Source organism: Butyricicoccus sp. AM05-1 (genome assembly GCF_003474415.1).
GTDB lineage: Bacteria > Bacillota > Clostridia > Oscillospirales > Butyricicoccaceae > Agathobaculum > Agathobaculum butyriciproducens.
Window position 1 is genome coordinate 51,597 of sequence record NZ_QUDG01000012.1, and the last position, 17,168, is coordinate 68,764.

Here is a 17,168-nt window from a genome sequence, read left to right on the forward strand (position 1 = left end):
CAAAGCGAAACGCCGACAGCGAAAGAAAACAGATCTTGTATGCGCCAGTAGCTCAGCTGGATAGAGTGTTTGGCTACGAACCAAAAGGTCGGGGGTTCGAATCCCTTCTGGCGTACCAGATCAACCGGTTATTTCGTTTGAAATGACCGGTTTTTCTTATTTTCTGTGCAAATAGAAATCGAAGAAAAAATTTTTACCGTCTATTTATCGTCCACGCGGACATAGCAAAAGCCTCAGACATTTTACCGTCTGAGGCTCTTGTTTATCTTCTTTTCGCTGCAAGTGCTATAAACTGATTTTCCAAATTATATCGGATGTCAGCTTCCGTCATCTGGGTCAAAGGACGAGTCACTGTCATCGGCAGAGCCTTGATTGCAATAAATATCTCTGGGTATTTTGCATTGTTCTGCATAACTTGCCTTTGTGCAGAATTGTAGTCAAACGGTTCTTTCTTCCATTCATCCCATGTGTCTAAAATATCCTTTTCCAAATCAGTAAGATATTGCTTTGCTCTCAAAAGAGCAATCAATATACTATAATCCATCAACAGCCCTCCTCGTTATCCGGCAGCTTTCCAGACTGTGCCGCCAGTTTCTTTTCCTGAGATTTTACACGCCGCTCCAGCTTTTTAATATCTTCCGCAGGCGGCAGATTCTCCGGCTGAATACCACGCTGTCCCAGCATATCCCGCACGGAGCGATTATTCTGCACGTGCTCGCCGGTAATATCACGTTCTCCACGGAGATCTTTTTCCTCTACATTGTAGTTGGTCATTTCTGCCGCAAGGTTCTTCGCTGCAATGGAGAGCGTCGGCAAAAAATCAGCCAGTGGGCGGCCGTCCTTTACGCCAAGCCGCTCTTTCATCTCCTGTGTCGTATAACCGCCAAACAGCGCCTGATCGCCTTTAGAGCGAATACGGCCGAATCCTGCGTCATCTACACCGCGCTCATAAATGTTCTGCGAAAGCCGCTTTTCCGATTCTCGCAATCTGCCGCGCGCCTCTGTGCGCTCAATCAGAGAAATACGTTCTTCGATTAATTCCTGCTTGCGGGTCTGAACAGCAAAATAGCTCTGTGCAAATGCAATTTCTTCTTTTTTCGGATCGCCGTTCTGTGCAATCAAATAGCAGGCGTATCGCGTCAGCATATAGTCCTTGATTCCTCTCTGCGAACCGCTTCCCAACTGAACCATTTTCGTGACCTCACGAAAATGGTCTGCCACTGCTATCCCGCTTGTTTCACAGGATTCGATAGCACGAACGATTGCTTTCGCAAAATTCTCCCATCGTTCATATCCGAGGAGCGACATCAGATCGCGTGCATACCAAAATTCAACACCCGCTTCTTGATCACTATGTATTACAAGGTCAAACCGTTCTTTGATTTGACCGACTCTCCTTTTATCCATTATTTATCCTCCAGTATATTCAACATTAGCCTTTCCGCTTTGTCTTAGACTCTTATAGTTATATTATATTATTCAAATCGAGTTTCATCAAGCCAAGGAAATCGCCGAAACCGGTCTGTTTCAGACAGGTTTCGGCAGTTTTCCATGTTTTTGAGCAACTACCTCGCCTTACCGTCCGAGACTGTTATCCCTGTTTTCTGTGCAAAATCACATCAGCAAGACATTCGCTGGCCTTGGTGCGCTCGGCCTCGATAATATGCGCGTAGATATTATCTGTCGTGCTGACCTGACTGTGGCCCAGCATATTAGCAACCGTCACCACATCAATACCATTCGCAATCAACAGCGATGCTGCTGTATGACGAAAAGCGTGCGGATTGATATGCGGCAGATTATGCCGTTTGCTGAACTTAGTCAGCCATGAACCAATGCTGTCCGGATACATCGGCAGGCCGTTATCCTGTGTGAACACAAAGTCAGTATCCTTCCAATACTCCCCTTTCACCAACCTCAGCTGATTCTGTTCAGCGCGATACCGGCGCAGCAGCCGAAGCGTTTCATCCGGCAGCGGAATATAGCGAACATTGCTCGTCTTGGTGGTATCCTCATACAGGCCGCAGTCTCCGGCATACAGTAGATTACTGTCGATCTTGATTCGATGATTCTCCCAATCGACCTTACTCCACTTCAAGCCCATAATTTCACCGCGGCGGCAGCCGGTTACAATCAGCAAATGCGTAATCATGCGCCACTTCAACGGTTCTTCCTCTAACGCTTTGAGGATCTCTGCCAATACCTCCGGCTGAAAGTAATTGACCTCTTTGCGCTTGACCTTCGGCGGCGTTGCCCTCGCTGCTGCATTATACGGAACCAGCATCTCCCGCTCAGCCTGCGCCAGCACCACCCGAATAAAGCGATGATATTCCTTGATGGTCTTATTGGAAAGCGGCTCCATTGTCTTACCGACAATAAAGAGCTTGTCCAATGGTTCCTGCAATGCCTCTGCCATACGCTCTGCACTGTCCAGCTGGATATTCTGTCCGCGGCAGGCTACTGTTACTGTAGTGTGAGAAACATGCGCCTGCTTTGCCAGTAAACTGCGCGATATATGATGCTTCTCCAGATATACGCCTAAATCCAGATTGGTATGTACCCGCAGTTTTTTACTGCGGACACCCTTCTCCATCAGCATTTTATAGAAATTATTCAAATGCTGCGGACGAATATCTGTCAACCGCATATACCCGATCACCGGAACAATTCGCCCCATCAAGTAGCGATATGACTGAATCGTGCTGTGCTTAACGCCAGTCCTCTCTTTTAAGTCAATCACATAGGTCGCATACTCAGCAAAGGTCTGCTTATTGTCGATCAGAAAGCCCTGCTGGATTTTCTGTTCAAACTCAACAGCAATCTTCTGTGCTTCCCGCTCGGCACGTTTTTCCGACCAGCCCTCTGGAACACGCCAAGTTTTATAATGCCGTATCTTGCGATAGTGCAAATCATATCCGCAATGTACGGTAATCAGATAGCTTACGCCACGTTTTCCTTCTTTTCGCTCAATAGTTGCCATATTGATCCCTCCTCATGGCAAGGGAGCGTACGCAACCGGTGTACGCTCCCCCATTGCTTTCTTACTGCTGCATCAGACGTAAAATCTGACGCTTTACTGCTTCGGGCGGTTCAGTACCCTCCTGCAATACCTTGATGACATTCGGATAGTACAGCAGTGCCTTATTGCCCGAATATGCGGCTTTCAGCGCACCGCTGCGAACTAAGCCGCGCAGCATGCAGACCGATACATGGTATCCTTCCTCCCGCAGGCGCTTATGGGTATTGGGAATGGTATCCACTTCAGCAAAACCCTTGTACATAATAGTTTCCTCCTTGATATTGTATATAGTTATAATATATCATTATGGTATACTTTAGATGCGGACCCATCCGACAAATTGCGCGGTCCTGCCGGATTGGCCGGATCGGCCGCATCTTTTTCAAATTATTTCATCCGAATACCGCGGTAACCACGCTGCGAGTTCTGCCGAAAGGTATCCAGCGGTACTTCGCGTTTCAGAATCGTCGAAAACGCCTTGATTGTTTCAGCTGAGTAGCCGTTACTCTGACAGAAACCGCAATAGCACGCATACAGTTCCTGCGTCATAGCCTGTGCATCCGGCACAAGTTCACAGCACTCATCTACGAACATTCGCACCTTTTCATTGGGTGAAACCGGAATATAACCGTTCTTCAGCTCCTCTGAGCGACGGCATGCCGGAAAACGCATATTGTTATCAAGAAAAGCCTTGTAGTGTTTAAGCGCTCGCAAAATGATGTAATCCGAGCGGTCAAGCAGCTTTTCCAACAAATCTGGATCTCTATCCTCTTTCTCTACCTTGTTCTCAAACGGCACCAGTACCATTCTCGTCCAGAACGCATCGTCATTCTCACGCAGGCGAGGCAAATGGTTGCCAGCAAACAGAAATTTGATGAATCTGGATTCCAGACGCTCTACCGGCCCGAACTTCTTTTCGACCGTTACAACATCACTGCCGCCACTCGTAAGCTGCTTAAATACACCGATGTTGCGGATTACGACGCTCGGCTGATCCAGACTGATATTCGCTAGTTTACCACGCAGTTCAGCTCCGTGGTACTTCGCGTCTACTTCGTTCAACAAGATATTCGCACAGTTTTCCGCACCAATCAACCGCGTAACCAATGTACCGAACAGGCTTTTACCCGTATCCGGAGGACCAAACAGGTAAAAGAAAGCCTTAAACTTGGCCTCTGTGCTCAACATAACACCAAGGGTGGTCCAGATTAGACGCTCGATTTCCTTATCACCGCCGGAAGCCTGCTCGAAGAAGTCATCGACCACAGCACGTTCTGCGTCATTGGACTTGATCTTTTTTCCCTTTTTCGGACGGAATTTGGCCGCGTTTGCAGCAATATAGCAGTCCGTTGGGCAGCCATCGCGCATGTGACCGGTTTGAACATTATAAATTCCGTTCGCGAAAATAACATCGTACGGGTTATAATTGATCTCCTCCAGATCGATCTGTAGGTCTTTTTCCGTCTTCAGTTGAGTGATTGCACGCTTTAGAAAGGCCATCGAAATATCCTTCCGCAAATTCCGCGGCAGTGCCGCCTTGATTTCGGTTAGGATTTCTTGATCGCTGAGCAGGCGGTAGCACGGCGCCTGAAACAGGTACAGGCGCCCGCCAACGATGGCCATCGGAATGAGTTTTTTGACGTACTTCGTGAAAGCGTACTCACTCTCGAGCAAATCCACCGAGGCCCGTCCCACTTGTGGACGAATCTGTGAACTCGGAACGACAGTTTCTTCCTCTTCCACAGAATCCGGCATATCCGGCTCATCCGGCAGTTCATTGTTCCAGTTGATACGGGGCATGAGCAATGCCTGCTCCATAATCTTCTCCGGGTCAAATACAGGTGCATCTGGGCTTCCAAATACTCCTGCCAGCGACTCCTCACGATCCGAATACAGCGAGGTAACAGCCCGAGTGCCATTATCGTGAGTTTCCATCACTTCTCTCGCGCAAAAATCATTCTTTAGACAATCTTTGCGGTCATCATACAATTTCTTATCCATTTATCGTTCCTCCTCAAAATTTAACTGCAAGCACTCAAGCAATGCGCGCTGCGCTTCAAATGTTAACAGGTCAACCTCCGCCTTGAGCAGCGGTTTGTTCGAATACGCGAAACGCGCAAACTTATCCCGAGCCGCATGAAAGATGAAAATATAGTCCCCAGCAACAGCTGTAATGAGCAGATCGCTGGCCATCACTACACGCCCGCCACGCTGCCGATCGGGCAGTTGAATGTAAAAATGCATTGTGTCACCAGACTCAACGAAAATTCCATATTCGAAGTCCTCTTCGCTTGCTTTTTCGTAATGAATTTCACCATATCCTGTATCCGTAGCCCATACGCCATGCACCTCATCAAGCGAAATCGCACAGCCTCCAGTCCACAGCACGGCAACAGCTCGTCCCTTCTTATCGTATGTCCCCACAATAACGGCCACATTCTCTCCCGAATCGGGACGCTGCGCGAATTGCAGCATATTTCGCGCGTTTTCTGTCATAAGGTCATAATTTTTCATTACTTTTCCCTCCAAAAAGTTGTTTTGTCTTCTGACATGATTAGTATATCTCTCCGCACTGTTTTCGCTCAATCATGAAAAAAACAATTTTTTTGCATGATTGCAAAATACATTTTTACAAAAATACCCATTGCAGAATTATTCTGCAATGGGTATCAAATCAATCCGCTAATTCTATAGTCTCAGCATATTCCTTTTTCACATTTTCTAACGCTTGGTTCAAGCATTCGTCACTCGACAACATATTCTGACATATTTTTCTATATTCAGTTCCTCCTTTTCTTCGGCGGCATCACGATACCCACACTTTTCTTTATACCGCGCTTCTATAGCCTCCAGTTTCTTCTGTATTTTCGCTATCTCTTTACGCTGTGTCGTAATTTGACGAGAACCTTTTGTTCCCTGCGGGCATTCGATCTCGTGTATCTTTTTCATCAGATCTTGATAGCTATCATCTTTTTCAAGCTGTGTAGCCAACCATACATCTTGTTGCATCAACTCGATACGATCTCCGCCAAATTGCATATATCTATCAATCGCTTCTTGCATAGAACCACGCCGAACATCTGCCATTTCACGCACTACATCTGATATACCACTCAACACCTTAGTATAAATCCACTCTAAGCACGCCATTCGATCCGCATCACTTATACCCGTTGAATCTAAAATCGTATCTTCCATACGCTCACTAAAACTATTGCATACAATTCGCGGGTAATTTCCTATGTTATACACTGTAGCACGCAATTCCTCTTTTGCTTCTTCTGATACATTAAAATCTTGTGCTATTTGTATCGCGCCAAAATACATTTTTCGATAATCTGCTAAATTATCAAAATCAATCTGTCCCTTGCGAATCCTCTTCAAATTTGTAGTCGTGTAATTTTGGAATAACCATACCAAAAAAGTTTTACTTTTCTCAGAAAACTTGTACCCCTCCCAATGTTTTTTATTAGCACGAACAGAGTCCAGCTTAAATAACTTGATAAAATCATTATATTGACTATTGCAGGTATTTTTAATGGCTTCCGGCACCTCTGTTTTCTTATATATGCTTTGATAATACTCTTCTATAATTTCCTGTTGTGTATATCTTTTATCGTTGTCCATTATAATTCCAACTTTCGTATCAAGTGTATTTTGATTGATATATTATATCTTTATATACCACTATAACACGGTAAAGGAGGTTGCACAATGACAGATTTTATATGCTCCTGCTGCGGAAGGCGCAGATCGAGCAGGCAGATGATCGTGCTTGGCGGCGACAAGCTGTGCTACGCCTGCTCCGAGGAGTACACCACGCTCTGCGACCACTGCGGTGAGCGGGTGTATCGCAGAGACGCGCGACAAGTCAATAGTCGCACAATTTGTCCACAATGCTGTGGACAAATCCTGAAGAAATCCCACTGAGAGCAAATGCTTTCAGTGGGATTTTCGCGTTTTGAGGAGGAAATTATGTTTGAAAATCCAAAGTATATCACACGCGGCGTGCAGGGTGAAATACCAGACTCTTTGATGCTTCTCATGTGGCAAATGATTGCTGCTATGCAGACTTCACAAAAAGATTATCTGCAAGTGTTCACATTGACGAAAACACCAACAGGACAGCACATCGTCCATACACAGGAACAGCCGCCGTATCGGTACGAACTTGATATGCATTGCAAGTGCGCAGTAGATGCTAAAGTGTATGTCATTGATGATGAAACGCACAGCACTATGCTGTTAGATTCGGAGTATTAACCAACTGAAATGGAGGAATTACCAATGAAAGAGACTCGAATTTGTGCTAATTGCGGTATCGAACACCCGCTCGATACCATGTACCAAGTAGAAGGGGACTGGCTTTGTGAAAGCTGTGCTGACCGTCTGACCGTAGTCTGCGACCACTGTAACGAACGAATTTATGAGGAAAACGCCGTCGAGGATGACCACTATATACTCTGCGACCATTGCTTTGATGAGTATTACATCCGCTGTGAGGACTGCAGCCGTATTATCAGCCGCGACCGTGCCTATTGGGATAACGATGACAACGTCTACTGCTCCTCCTGCTGGGACGAGCATAACGACATTATCCATGAATACAACTACACCCCCGATCTCGTGTTTCACGGCAAGGGCCTGCGGCACTTCGGCGTTGAGCTGGAGATTGATAACGGCGGCACGGTAAACAATAACGCTCAAAAGTTGCTCGACATCGCTAACGCTAGCGCCGAAAACCTGTACATCAAGACTGACGGCAGTCTTGATGATGGTATGGAACTTGTCACACACCCTATGACGCTGGAATACCATTTGAGCGAAATGCCTTGGGAAGAGGTGCTTCGCAAAGCGCAGAGTATGGGCTATTTGAGCCATGCCGCCGGCACCTGCGGCCTGCATGTTCATATCTCCCGTCTGGCGTTCGGCTGTACCGATGAACAACAGGAGGCTGCGATTGCACGCCTGCTTTACTTCGTCGAAAAGTTCTGGGCAGAACTGCTTCGCTTCAGCCGCCGCACCCAGTCCCAGATGAATCGCTGGGCGGCACGGTATGGAATCCGTCTTACGCCATCCGAGCAAATGAGCCACGCAAAGAATTCGTGTGCCGGACGTTACACAGCGGTCAACCTTACCAACTCGGATACTGTGGAAATTCGCATGTTCCGCGGTACGCTCAAGCTGAACACTCTCAAAGCCACCCTGCAGATGGTCAATCATCTCGTCGAGGTGGCTGTTTCTATGTCCGACTGTCAGGTTCAGGACATGAGTTGGTTTGATTTCCTTGACGAAATCACCGAGCCGGAACTTATCCAGTATCTCAAGGAACGCCGTTTATATGTCAATGAACCCGTTACTGCTGGCGCGGAGGAGGAATAATATGTGCAGTTTATTCGGTTTAATCGATTTTAAGGAGTGCCTGAGCACCCACACGAAGAACAAAATCTTGAACACGCTCGCCAGAGAGTGTCAAGTGCGCGGAACGGACGCGACCGGCATTGCCTACAATTTCAACAATCGCCTGCGGATTTACAAGCGTCCGATTCCCGCTCGGAAGATGAAGATTCATATTCCGCACGGTGTAAATGTCGTGATGGGACATACCCGTATGACGACACAGGGCAACGCGCAGTTTAACCAGAACAATCATCCGTTTCTCGGTAAAGTTGACGGCAATTCATTTGCTCTTGCACATAACGGTGTACTCTGGAACGACAAAGAACTTCGTATAGCGGAAAACCTGCCGCTGACGAGCGTTGAAACGGACAGCTATATTGCCGTTCAGCTTCTCGAGCAGCAGAAAGCCCTCGACTTTGACAGCCTGAAAGCTATGGCTGAAAAGGTCGAGGGTTCATTTGTGTTTACCGTTCTGGATAAGGATAACGCTATCTGGTTCATCGTTGGCGATAACCCGCTTTGCGTTATGTTCTACGATGGTTTTCTGATTTATGCTTCGACGCAGGAAATCCTCTGCAAAGCTATAAAGAAGCTGCGGCTGAAAGCACCCACTGACATTCTCGAACCGAAGGAGGGCGAGATTTTGAAAATCGACCGAGCGGGACAACTCACGACCGGAAGTTTCACACCGCACACGACTTTCGAGCGTTGGTGGCGTAAGTATCCGTACTATCGCAGCGACTACGAGGATACGCCCGCAAACTACGATGACCTGTTCAGCGTTGCCAAGGCATTTGGCGTTTCAACTGATGAGATACAGGCTTTGCTCGACTACGGCTGCTCGGAGGAGGAGATTGAGGAAATGCTCTACGATCCGACCCTGCTCCACAAAATGACTGGCGAGCTGCTCTATGCATATTAAGAAAGGTGGTGACCCAATGAAGGTAATCAAGAACACATTGCTGTTCGGCATTAAGGTTGTCGCGGCGGTGGCGGCAGCAATCCATGTGCTGCGCGACAAAGATGTGTCCAAATAACAAATCAGCCTTTTCTGTGCAAAACAGTACAATAAACTGCATAGAAAGGCTGATAAGCATGAATCTGGACCAATATCCCGATGTTTTGACACTGCATGAGTGTCAGCAGATTTTGCAGGTCAGCCGCGGCACCATGCTGCGGCTGCTGCACGAAAACGAAATTCCGGCGTTCCGTGTCGGGAATCGCTGGCGTATTCAGCGCAAGGCAATGCTCGAATTCATCGAGCGTGACGAATACTGAAAACAACCGTAACGAACAGTTCCGTTTGGGTATACCTATACGGGACGCTTGGAAATCGTCCCGTTTAAGTCGGTTTTGGAGTTTTGGAACGTCCCGAAATTTCAACCGACTTAAACGGGAAATTCTTTTTTTGACAGGAGAACATACTATGAAAATTGGTTATGTGCGTGTCAGCACAGAGGAACAAAATACCGCCAGACAGGAAATTATGCTCCGCGACCTCGGTGTCGATGAGCTGTTCATCGACAAGGCCAGCGGCAAGAACGCTGACCGTCCTGAACTGCGTCGTATGATGGAATATGTGAGGCGCGGTGATACTGTTATCGTCGAGTCCATCAGCCGCTTTGCCCGCAACACTCGTGATTTGCTCGATCTGGTAGAGCGTCTGACCGAAAAGCAGGTAGAGTTTGTCAGCCGCAAAGAAGCGATCGACACCACCACACCGACCGGCAAATTTATGCTAACCGTATTCGCAGCAGTCGCGGAGCTGGAACGTGAGTATATTTTACAGCGCCAGCGAGAGGGGATTGCTATCGCTAAAGCGCAAGGTAAGTATCGCGGCAAAGCCGCGAAGGACTATCCCGATTTTGAGCGCGTTGTCGCCCGCTGGCGCAGCGGTGAGATTACCGCTGTACAGGCGATGAATTTGCTTGGTATGAGTAAAACGCGGTTTTACGCAAGGGCTAAGCTACTGGATAAGTAACCGAAAAGCCGTATGCTTTATCAGCATGCGGCTTTTCTTAACGATAACTTAATTCCGAAGTGCACATATTTATATCATCTACTACAAACTGATTACGTTTTCTATCGTCCAACGCTTTCTCATGATAGCCACATGCAGCTAGGAATAGATAAATATCCTCTTCTTGCACCAGTGATTTAGGCCCAATAATAATCTCACTTATTAGTTCATCTTTAATAGGTGCAAATGATAATTCGTAATAACCCTGCAACTGATCTCTTGCTATTCGATATCTCAAATCAGACAATTTAAAATCATGTGTTTGTTCTTCAAAATATTTTTGTCGTTCACGATCCAAATAAACATCTGCACATTTCTGTACTTGTATACGGAGATAATCTGTTACATATGAAGACGTACTAAAAATCAAACGTTCTTCTGCTTCTTCATAAAACGAAGTTTTTTAAATGTGGATGATGTTGTGAATAGTCGGTGCAGTAATTCATCCTGATCTGTATTACACATGCGCTCACCGTATTTAATAGAATCATCTATAATACCTTTAAGCTCCTCCAGATAGCTTTCAGCACAATTTTCGATGCCTTTCTCCGTATAATCAACAGATTTAAAGAGAAGCACTGGCCACTCCGGTTTATTGAGTTGCATAAAAAAGTGTTTTCTGAATCCGATACATAACCCTGTTCCATCAGCAGCATAGCCACGCCACTGATTTAAATCATCACGCTTACGTGAAAAGCATGTTGTATATGTATGCCGAACCGAGTGGCCTAGAAAATTGATAAACCGATCAAATAACTTACGCTGTTCCGGCGGGTAGTTCTCTCTTAGCTTCTGTTCTACAGTCAATTCTTTAATGCGTTCTGGTAATGCCATACACTCTTTGCTATCGTTACTTTTCTGTACATCGCAAAGCCATAAACACTGATTGGCAATAATATTTTTAAACGTTTCAAGACTGCAGTAATGGTAAACAACCTCATTATTTTCTGAACTACTCAAATATATTTCTCCTACTAATCCTCTTTATGATTCATGGCACTAATAACCGTTTTCAGTACGGATTCCAAATAAGGAAGCTGACTCGGCGTTACACTCTCTATCATCGGCGAAAGCGCCTTGAACACCCAAAGTTTATCTTTTTTCTCCTGCTTACCAAACAAAATATAGTCGGTGGACAGGCTGAGCGTAGTTGCGATACGGCACAGTGTTGGAACGGACATACCCTTGGTACCCAATTCAATATCCGCACAAAACTTGGGCGTAATATCTAGTTTTTCGGCAAACTGCTCGCGTGTCAGTCCCAAATATTCGCGTTGCTTGCGGATACGTCCGCCGATAGCTACCCAGTCCATGCTGCTCCTCCGTTGACTCTTTTCGTTTAGTGTACCCCGGATAGTTCTCGCGAAGAATAAACTTTTAGGGTGGAAATAGAGGAACTTTCGGTGTATAATGCAAATATACAGATTTCGACAATCGGAATCGCAATTGTCAAATTTATCATTCTTAGAACTTAATGATTATTTAGAATGGAGCAGGTCACTATGGGAAAACGAGAAAAGAAAATTGCAGTCATTCAGGAATATCTGCCACGTTGCAATTCTGTATACCCTTGTTATGTATACGGACGTATTCCGTCGGAATTGATTAACAACGCATGTATGACTTATGCTGGCAATGTCAGGAAAGAAGATGTTTTTGGCTTAATTGATGAAACCGTATTTAGCAGCGGTAAAAAGGGTTTTCTGTTCGCTGAGGATGGTTTCTACCATAGTGACGATAATTCTATCTGCAGATATGATGAAGGAATCAACTATCGTTCTCTTCCCTCGTCCTACAATCTGGCGGCATTTAACGAGCTGCTGACTGAGCTGTATCAGATTGAAACCGCACCTACTGGATGGGATATTGCAGGCGGACTTCTTGATCTGGCATCGAGCTTTCTGGATGGACTCAATGAAGAGCAGGATACCAGCAATGAATCGAATCAATCCGCCCAACAGCTGTCTGCAGAATCTGAGCCGCTGGCTTTATCTGATGGTAATGAAGCACTGGATATTGACGATGCACAAGAATATATCAAAGAGGTTTTACTGCAGGTCAACGATGTGCTAGAATATGATGAGGATGAACTCGATTCCTTTGTAGAAGAAGCGCAGTCTTTGATCGAACTGCTGGAAGAATCAGATGGCGAAATCGAACAAGAAATTGACGAACTATTGGCCGATGGCGAGAACCCCACACAGTTGCAGAAAGCCTCTGCAAAATGCTTACAGGGACTGGAGCTTTACCTGCCCGATTTAGAGGAAGATCCAGATAATTTTGAAACCTGTCAGCGTATCGTTAGAAAGTATCTGCAGACGATCAAGCAGGTGAGAACTCGTTTGAAGCAGCTTTAACAACACCAAGGAGGTTGGGAGCGGTGGACTCCGAAAAAAATAAAAGGGTATCCTCCCAGAGAAAACTGAAACATTTGCAAACTGCCGGAACGGTGTACAGTAATGTAAGCTCCGGCGCTACTGCATATGGCGAGGAAAAGTTTCACGCTGTACGCGGACATGGCTTTGCAGCCGAGCGTGCCAATACGCTGTATGACCGATACACCGGACATGATGCACGTATCCTCGGTGATGACAACGCGAAGAATGGTGCCGATCGTTTGGTGGACGGTGTGGAAATCCAATCGAAATATTGTAAAACCGGCGGTAAATGCATTTCTGAATGCTTCGAAAATGGTCAATTCCGATACATAGGTTCAGACGGAAAACCAATGCAAATCGAAGTTCCCAGCGACAAATATGAATCGGCTATACAGGCCATGCAGGAGCGCATTCGTCGCGGCGAAGTCCCGGGAGTATCTGATCCTAATGAAGCACAACAAATCGTGCGTAAGGGACACTTTACCTACGAACAGGCAAAAAATATCGCAAAAGCCGGAACAGTAGAATCACTGACCTATGATGCAGCAAACGGTATGATTATTGCATCCTCGGCCTTTGGTGTAACGGCTGTGATTACTTTTGCTACTTCGGTTTGGAACGGCGATACGCCTGAAATCGCTCTAAAGAATGCAGCGTACAGCGGTTTGAAAGTCGGCGGCATTTCATTTGTTACCGCTATTTTCGCTGGACAGCTCTCCAAAGCTGGACTAAACAGCTTACTGGTAGGAAGCAGCGAAGCTGTTGTCCGTGTGATGGGTCCGAAAACCTCAGCTCTGCTTGTAAATGCTTTTCGCCAAGGCAAGAATATCTATGGTGCAGCAGCAATGAAGAGCGCCTCCAAATTACTGCGCGGCAACATCATTACCGGCTCGGCCTCGGTTGTTATTCTATCTGCAGGTGATGTAGTGAATATCTTCCGCGGCCGTATTTCCGGAAAGCAGCTATTCAAAAATGTGACCAATACCGCATCCTCTGTCGCCGGAGGCACTGCTGGCTGGGTTGGCGGTGCCGCCGCAGGCGCTGCAATCGGTTCAGCAGTTCCGATTATTGGTACTGCTGTCGGCGGTGTGATTGGTGGACTGGCCGGAGCCTTTGGCGGCGGCGCGCTGGCAGGCAAAGCATCCTCGGCGGTGATGGATCATTTCATCGAAGATGATGCCGAGCAAATGTGTCATATAATCGAGCAAGAGCTGTTGGCGCTGACTGAGGAACATCTTATCACGCAAAACGAGCTAAAGACCATTGTTGAACGACTGGGGAGCAGCTTAACCGCAAAAACGCTCAAGGATATGTACGCCAGCAACGATCGACAGACTTTCGCCAGAAAATTGCTGTTGCCGCTATTTAAGGCCGTGGAGAAAGAACGGAAACCGATTCATATTCCCTTGGCAGAAAAGCATGGAACTTGTATTAGAGCAATTAAACAGCAAATCACCCGTACATAGTTAATTTAATCAAAAAACGAAGTATCTAACACTTTATGGGTTATATACTTCGTTTTTCTTGCATTTGAACGCATTTCCTATTTTTAGAAACCTTAAAATATGTTATAATGGGGTAGAATTCTGTATTATAAATAGATATATACTCAAAATATTTATTTCGAATTCAATTATACACTGTATTGATAAAACGTTTTTACTAGAGGATACTACTTGCTATGGGAAAAATCGATATCCTAAATCGCACTGAATTTGTAGATCAGCTGATACATCTAATTGAAAATATATCCAATAATAAGTCCGCTACATGCTTTGCATTAGACGGCCCTTGGGGCTGTGGAAAAAGTTTTGTACTAGATATGCTGGAAGAAAAACTTGATGTTTGGCAATCTGAAGAAACATATGACAATAAATATTTTATAATCCGATATAATAGTTGGAAATACGATTATTATGAAGAGCCTTTAGTCGCACTTGTCACTAGTATGATTTCTGCAATAGATCAAAAAATGGGATTTCTATCTGAAAAACAAAAATCCGAAGTCTTAGGTGTATTAAAAGCCGCAGCAAATCTAGCTGGCGAGGCTGCGAATACGATCTTAAAAGCGAAACTTGGTATTGACTTGTTGAAGTGGGAAACCATGATTCAGGAAGGCAAAGAGGCTGGCGCTAAAGCCTATGAAGCAGAACACCAATATGATAATTATACAAATTTTAACAAAGGTTTAATTCAGTTAAAAGACACACTGCATAAGCTGTCAAAAGACTTTACAATTATTCTCTTAGTGGATGAATTAGATCGTTGTATCCCCGAATATGCAATAAAAGTTTTAGAACGTCTGCACCATTTGACAGACGATATCTCAAATATTATTACTGTAATTGCTACTGATAAAAATAGACTGGCAACTGGAATTAACCAAATATTTGGTTATGATGATCCCGACAAATATTTGGAGAAATTTATAAATTTCACTGTCTCGTTAGATTGCGGAATAGTTTCCAGTCAAATTACTGATAAGTATTCTGACTATATAAACTTATTCGACAAAGATATCCTTCCATTTCCAGAATCCATTGAGGAATGCTTAGGTGCAATCTTTAAAAATATTGATATGCGTACACAAGAACATATTATGCACAAAGTAGCTTTAGTCCATAACCTCTTATTTTCTAGCCAAAAAGATTACTCTTTTATGTGCATGGAAATATTGATTGCAGTAATGATATGTGTGTATAAAGATAAATCATGTCCTGTCATCAAAAATCAAGAAACTCCCGTATTATTACATGACTTTATCAATGTTTTTAAACCATATGCCAATAGCCCTATTCCTGCGTTTTTAGATTTTTTCACTACTCAGTTTAAAAGAATCGGACTGTCTTCAAAAAAAGATCACCGCACTGAAATAGTGTATTATCAATTACCCGAAAACGCAAATCTATATAGCGCAATTCTCTTACTATGGTATATAATACGTACACCTAATAAGGAGACTAATATTTTGGCTCCACGCAATGGTATTTATACATTTATGCTTAGTGAAAGCTGTGACGAGTTAAAAAAATTTGCAGAAACTTTTCGATTATTGAATGGAATAAGAGACAAAGAATAACCTGTTATCTTAAAAAACTTTAAGTATTATACGGTATCTATGCGAACAATATGTCAGGAGGGAATGCATATATGATGTTCGATGATAAACCAATCCTACTTTCTCTAGGATTCGACAAAAACGATTATCAAGCCTATAATCAAAATAAAATTACCTATAATAAGAGAATCAGCAAAATCGAAGCCCTTGCACGTCAAGAATCCAAACTCAACTATTGCTATTATTGTAAAAACGACGTATCTAGTTTTTGCAACTCTCATTCCGTCCCTCAGTTTTGTCTTCGGCGAATTGCTGTTAATGGAAAAGTATATTATGCAAATAAGTTAATTAACCTTCCCTCTCTAGGTACTGAACAGGGTGTAAATAAAGCTGGCACATTTCAAATTATCTGTAGAGATTGTGACAGTAAAATATTTCAGGATTACGAAAATCCCGATGCCTATTATGCTAGGCCAAGCGAACAAATACTTGCTCAGATTGCTATGAAAGACTATTTGCAAATGATCTACAAACGACTCTATGAAGATGCACTTTATAGATTAGCGGGTACTGAACTGGGTGCATCAAAAGACTGGGTTCAGCACAAACATCAACTTATCTCACTGGATTTAGCAGAATATACTTCCGAATTTAAGCGTGCGCAAATAGGATCTCTAGGAAAGCATAACGATTGGTATTATCTTTGTTATTATAAAAAATTAGACTATACTGTTCCTATTGCTTTCCAGGGCGGTATAGTGATGATTTCGGATTTTGAAGATAATATAATTAACGATATTTATAACATGTCTCCAGATTATCACACTAAAGAAATTCATATTGCAGTCTTCCCCTTGGAGCAAGGAAGTATAGTTATGTTGTTCATAGACTCTAGAGATAAACGTTATCGGAAATTTTATAAACAACTAAACCAGCTATCCCTAGAAGATCAATTATCTGCAATTAACTACATCATCTTTAGCTATTCAGAAAATGTTTACCTTTCAAAGAATATTAGTGAAGATGTTTTAAGCAACGCACAATTTATCGCGACCTGTCAGAAAGATAGTACAGTAGCAGCAAGTCATCCCTCTGAAAATATTATAAAGGTTGCAATCGAAGAATATAGTCTGAAAAAGCGAAATGAAATTCCCAATTTACTAAGTAAAGAATTTTGTTTAATGTAAATATACACTGAATTTCCCCACATTCCGAATATATTCGATCCACTCATGGATAATCTACTGTGAAGTTGAAACTGCATATGTTTTATGATAAACTATATTTACTGCA

Annotated in this window: 20 protein-coding genes and 1 tRNA gene; 11 read left to right on the forward strand and 10 right to left on the reverse strand. The window is 44.2% G+C overall.

Annotated features, from left to right (window positions below; all coding sequences use genetic code 11):
• The first annotated feature begins 41 nt into the window (after positions 1 to 41).
• A tRNA-Arg gene (locus DW088_RS13515) sits at positions 42 to 118 on the forward strand.
• Positions 119 to 262: 144 nt separating this feature from the next.
• On the opposite strand, the gene DW088_RS13520 is transcribed toward DW088_RS13515, so the two are convergent.
• From DW088_RS13520 to DW088_RS13550, 7 genes are all read right to left on the reverse strand, one after another.
• The gene (locus DW088_RS13520; RefSeq protein ID WP_118361323.1) at positions 263 to 544 is read right to left on the reverse strand and encodes a hypothetical protein; all 282 of its coding nucleotides are present in this window, start codon (positions 542 to 544) and stop codon (positions 263 to 265) included.
• The gene (dinD, locus tag DW088_RS13525) at positions 544 to 1,407 is read right to left on the reverse strand and encodes a DNA damage-inducible protein D (protein WP_118361325.1); all 864 of its coding nucleotides are present in this window, start codon (positions 1,405 to 1,407) and stop codon (positions 544 to 546) included. The genes DW088_RS13520 and dinD overlap by 1 nt, the downstream gene beginning before the upstream one ends.
• Before the next feature lie 184 nt (positions 1,408 to 1,591).
• Positions 1,592 to 2,980 (reverse strand): tyrosine-type recombinase/integrase, encoded by a 1,389-nt coding sequence (locus DW088_RS13530; protein WP_118361327.1) that lies wholly within the window; start codon positions 2,978 to 2,980, stop codon positions 1,592 to 1,594.
• A gap of 61 nt (positions 2,981 to 3,041) precedes the next feature.
• On the reverse strand, positions 3,042 to 3,281 hold the full coding sequence (locus DW088_RS13535; protein WP_118361329.1) for a hypothetical protein: 240 nt from the start codon (positions 3,279 to 3,281) through the stop codon (positions 3,042 to 3,044).
• Positions 3,282 to 3,406: 125 nt separating this feature from the next.
• Positions 3,407 to 5,020: a DNA primase family protein gene (locus tag DW088_RS13540; protein WP_118361331.1), complete on the reverse strand. Its 1,614-nt coding sequence runs from the start codon at positions 5,018 to 5,020 to the stop codon at positions 3,407 to 3,409.
• Complete coding sequence (locus DW088_RS13545; protein WP_118361333.1) at positions 5,021 to 5,533, reverse strand: hypothetical protein; 513 nt, start codon at positions 5,531 to 5,533, stop codon at positions 5,021 to 5,023.
• 219 nt (positions 5,534 to 5,752) lie between these two features.
• Positions 5,753 to 6,646, reverse strand: a complete 894-nt coding sequence (locus DW088_RS13550; protein WP_118361335.1) for a hypothetical protein — start codon at positions 6,644 to 6,646, stop codon at positions 5,753 to 5,755.
• Between the two features lie 87 nt (positions 6,647 to 6,733).
• On the opposite strand from DW088_RS13550, the gene DW088_RS15695 reads away from it, so the two are divergent.
• The 6 genes from DW088_RS15695 to DW088_RS13575 all read left to right on the forward strand — a co-directional run bounded on the left by DW088_RS15695 (position 6,734) and on the right by DW088_RS13575 (position 10,400).
• A complete protein-coding gene (locus tag DW088_RS15695) occupies positions 6,734 to 6,949 on the forward strand; it encodes a hypothetical protein (protein WP_147356577.1) in 216 nt (71 codons plus the stop codon).
• A gap of 45 nt (positions 6,950 to 6,994) precedes the next feature.
• On the forward strand, positions 6,995 to 7,282 hold the full coding sequence (locus DW088_RS13555) for a DUF960 family protein (RefSeq protein WP_118361336.1): 288 nt from the start codon (positions 6,995 to 6,997) through the stop codon (positions 7,280 to 7,282).
• Positions 7,283 to 7,306: 24 nt separating this feature from the next.
• Positions 7,307 to 8,401, forward strand: coding sequence for an amidoligase family protein (locus tag DW088_RS13560; protein WP_118361338.1), 1,095 nt, complete (start codon positions 7,307 to 7,309; stop codon positions 8,399 to 8,401).
• Between the two features lies 1 nt (position 8,402).
• On the forward strand, positions 8,403 to 9,341 hold the full coding sequence (locus tag DW088_RS13565; protein ID WP_118361340.1) for a class II glutamine amidotransferase: 939 nt from the start codon (positions 8,403 to 8,405) through the stop codon (positions 9,339 to 9,341).
• 173 nt (positions 9,342 to 9,514) lie between these two features.
• Entirely contained in the window at positions 9,515 to 9,697 is a 183-nt protein-coding gene (locus tag DW088_RS13570) for a helix-turn-helix domain-containing protein (RefSeq protein ID WP_158557267.1), read from the forward strand.
• Between the two features lie 148 nt (positions 9,698 to 9,845).
• Entirely contained in the window at positions 9,846 to 10,400 is a 555-nt protein-coding gene (locus DW088_RS13575; protein WP_118361343.1) for a recombinase family protein, read from the forward strand.
• Positions 10,401 to 10,437: 37 nt separating this feature from the next.
• Here the strand turns inward: DW088_RS13575 and DW088_RS15700 are convergent, their stop codons facing one another.
• From DW088_RS15700 to DW088_RS13585, 3 genes are all read right to left on the reverse strand, one after another.
• Positions 10,438 to 10,737, reverse strand: coding sequence for a hypothetical protein (locus DW088_RS15700; protein WP_147356578.1), 300 nt, complete (start codon positions 10,735 to 10,737; stop codon positions 10,438 to 10,440).
• Between the two features lie 68 nt (positions 10,738 to 10,805).
• On the reverse strand, positions 10,806 to 11,399 hold the full coding sequence (locus DW088_RS13580; RefSeq protein WP_118361345.1) for a DUF2971 domain-containing protein: 594 nt from the start codon (positions 11,397 to 11,399) through the stop codon (positions 10,806 to 10,808).
• Between the two features lie 14 nt (positions 11,400 to 11,413).
• A complete protein-coding gene (locus DW088_RS13585; protein ID WP_118361347.1) occupies positions 11,414 to 11,752 on the reverse strand; it encodes a helix-turn-helix domain-containing protein in 339 nt (112 codons plus the stop codon).
• A gap of 189 nt (positions 11,753 to 11,941) precedes the next feature.
• Between DW088_RS13585 and DW088_RS13590 the strand changes: the two genes are divergently transcribed.
• The 4 genes from DW088_RS13590 to DW088_RS13605 all read left to right on the forward strand — a co-directional run bounded on the left by DW088_RS13590 (position 11,942) and on the right by DW088_RS13605 (position 17,062).
• Entirely contained in the window at positions 11,942 to 12,796 is an 855-nt protein-coding gene (locus DW088_RS13590; RefSeq protein WP_118361349.1) for a hypothetical protein, read from the forward strand.
• Between the two features lie 23 nt (positions 12,797 to 12,819).
• Positions 12,820 to 14,283 carry a hypothetical protein gene (locus DW088_RS13595; RefSeq protein WP_118361351.1) on the forward strand — a complete coding sequence of 488 codons (1,464 nt, stop codon included), beginning with the start codon at positions 12,820 to 12,822 and terminating at the stop codon, positions 14,281 to 14,283.
• 215 nt (positions 14,284 to 14,498) lie between these two features.
• A complete protein-coding gene (locus DW088_RS13600; protein ID WP_118361353.1) occupies positions 14,499 to 15,896 on the forward strand; it encodes a P-loop NTPase fold protein in 1,398 nt (465 codons plus the stop codon).
• A 71-nt stretch (positions 15,897 to 15,967) separates the two neighbouring features.
• Positions 15,968 to 17,062 (forward strand): hypothetical protein, encoded by a 1,095-nt coding sequence (locus tag DW088_RS13605; RefSeq protein ID WP_118361355.1) that lies wholly within the window; start codon positions 15,968 to 15,970, stop codon positions 17,060 to 17,062.
• Positions 17,063 to 17,168: the final 106 nt, after the last annotated feature.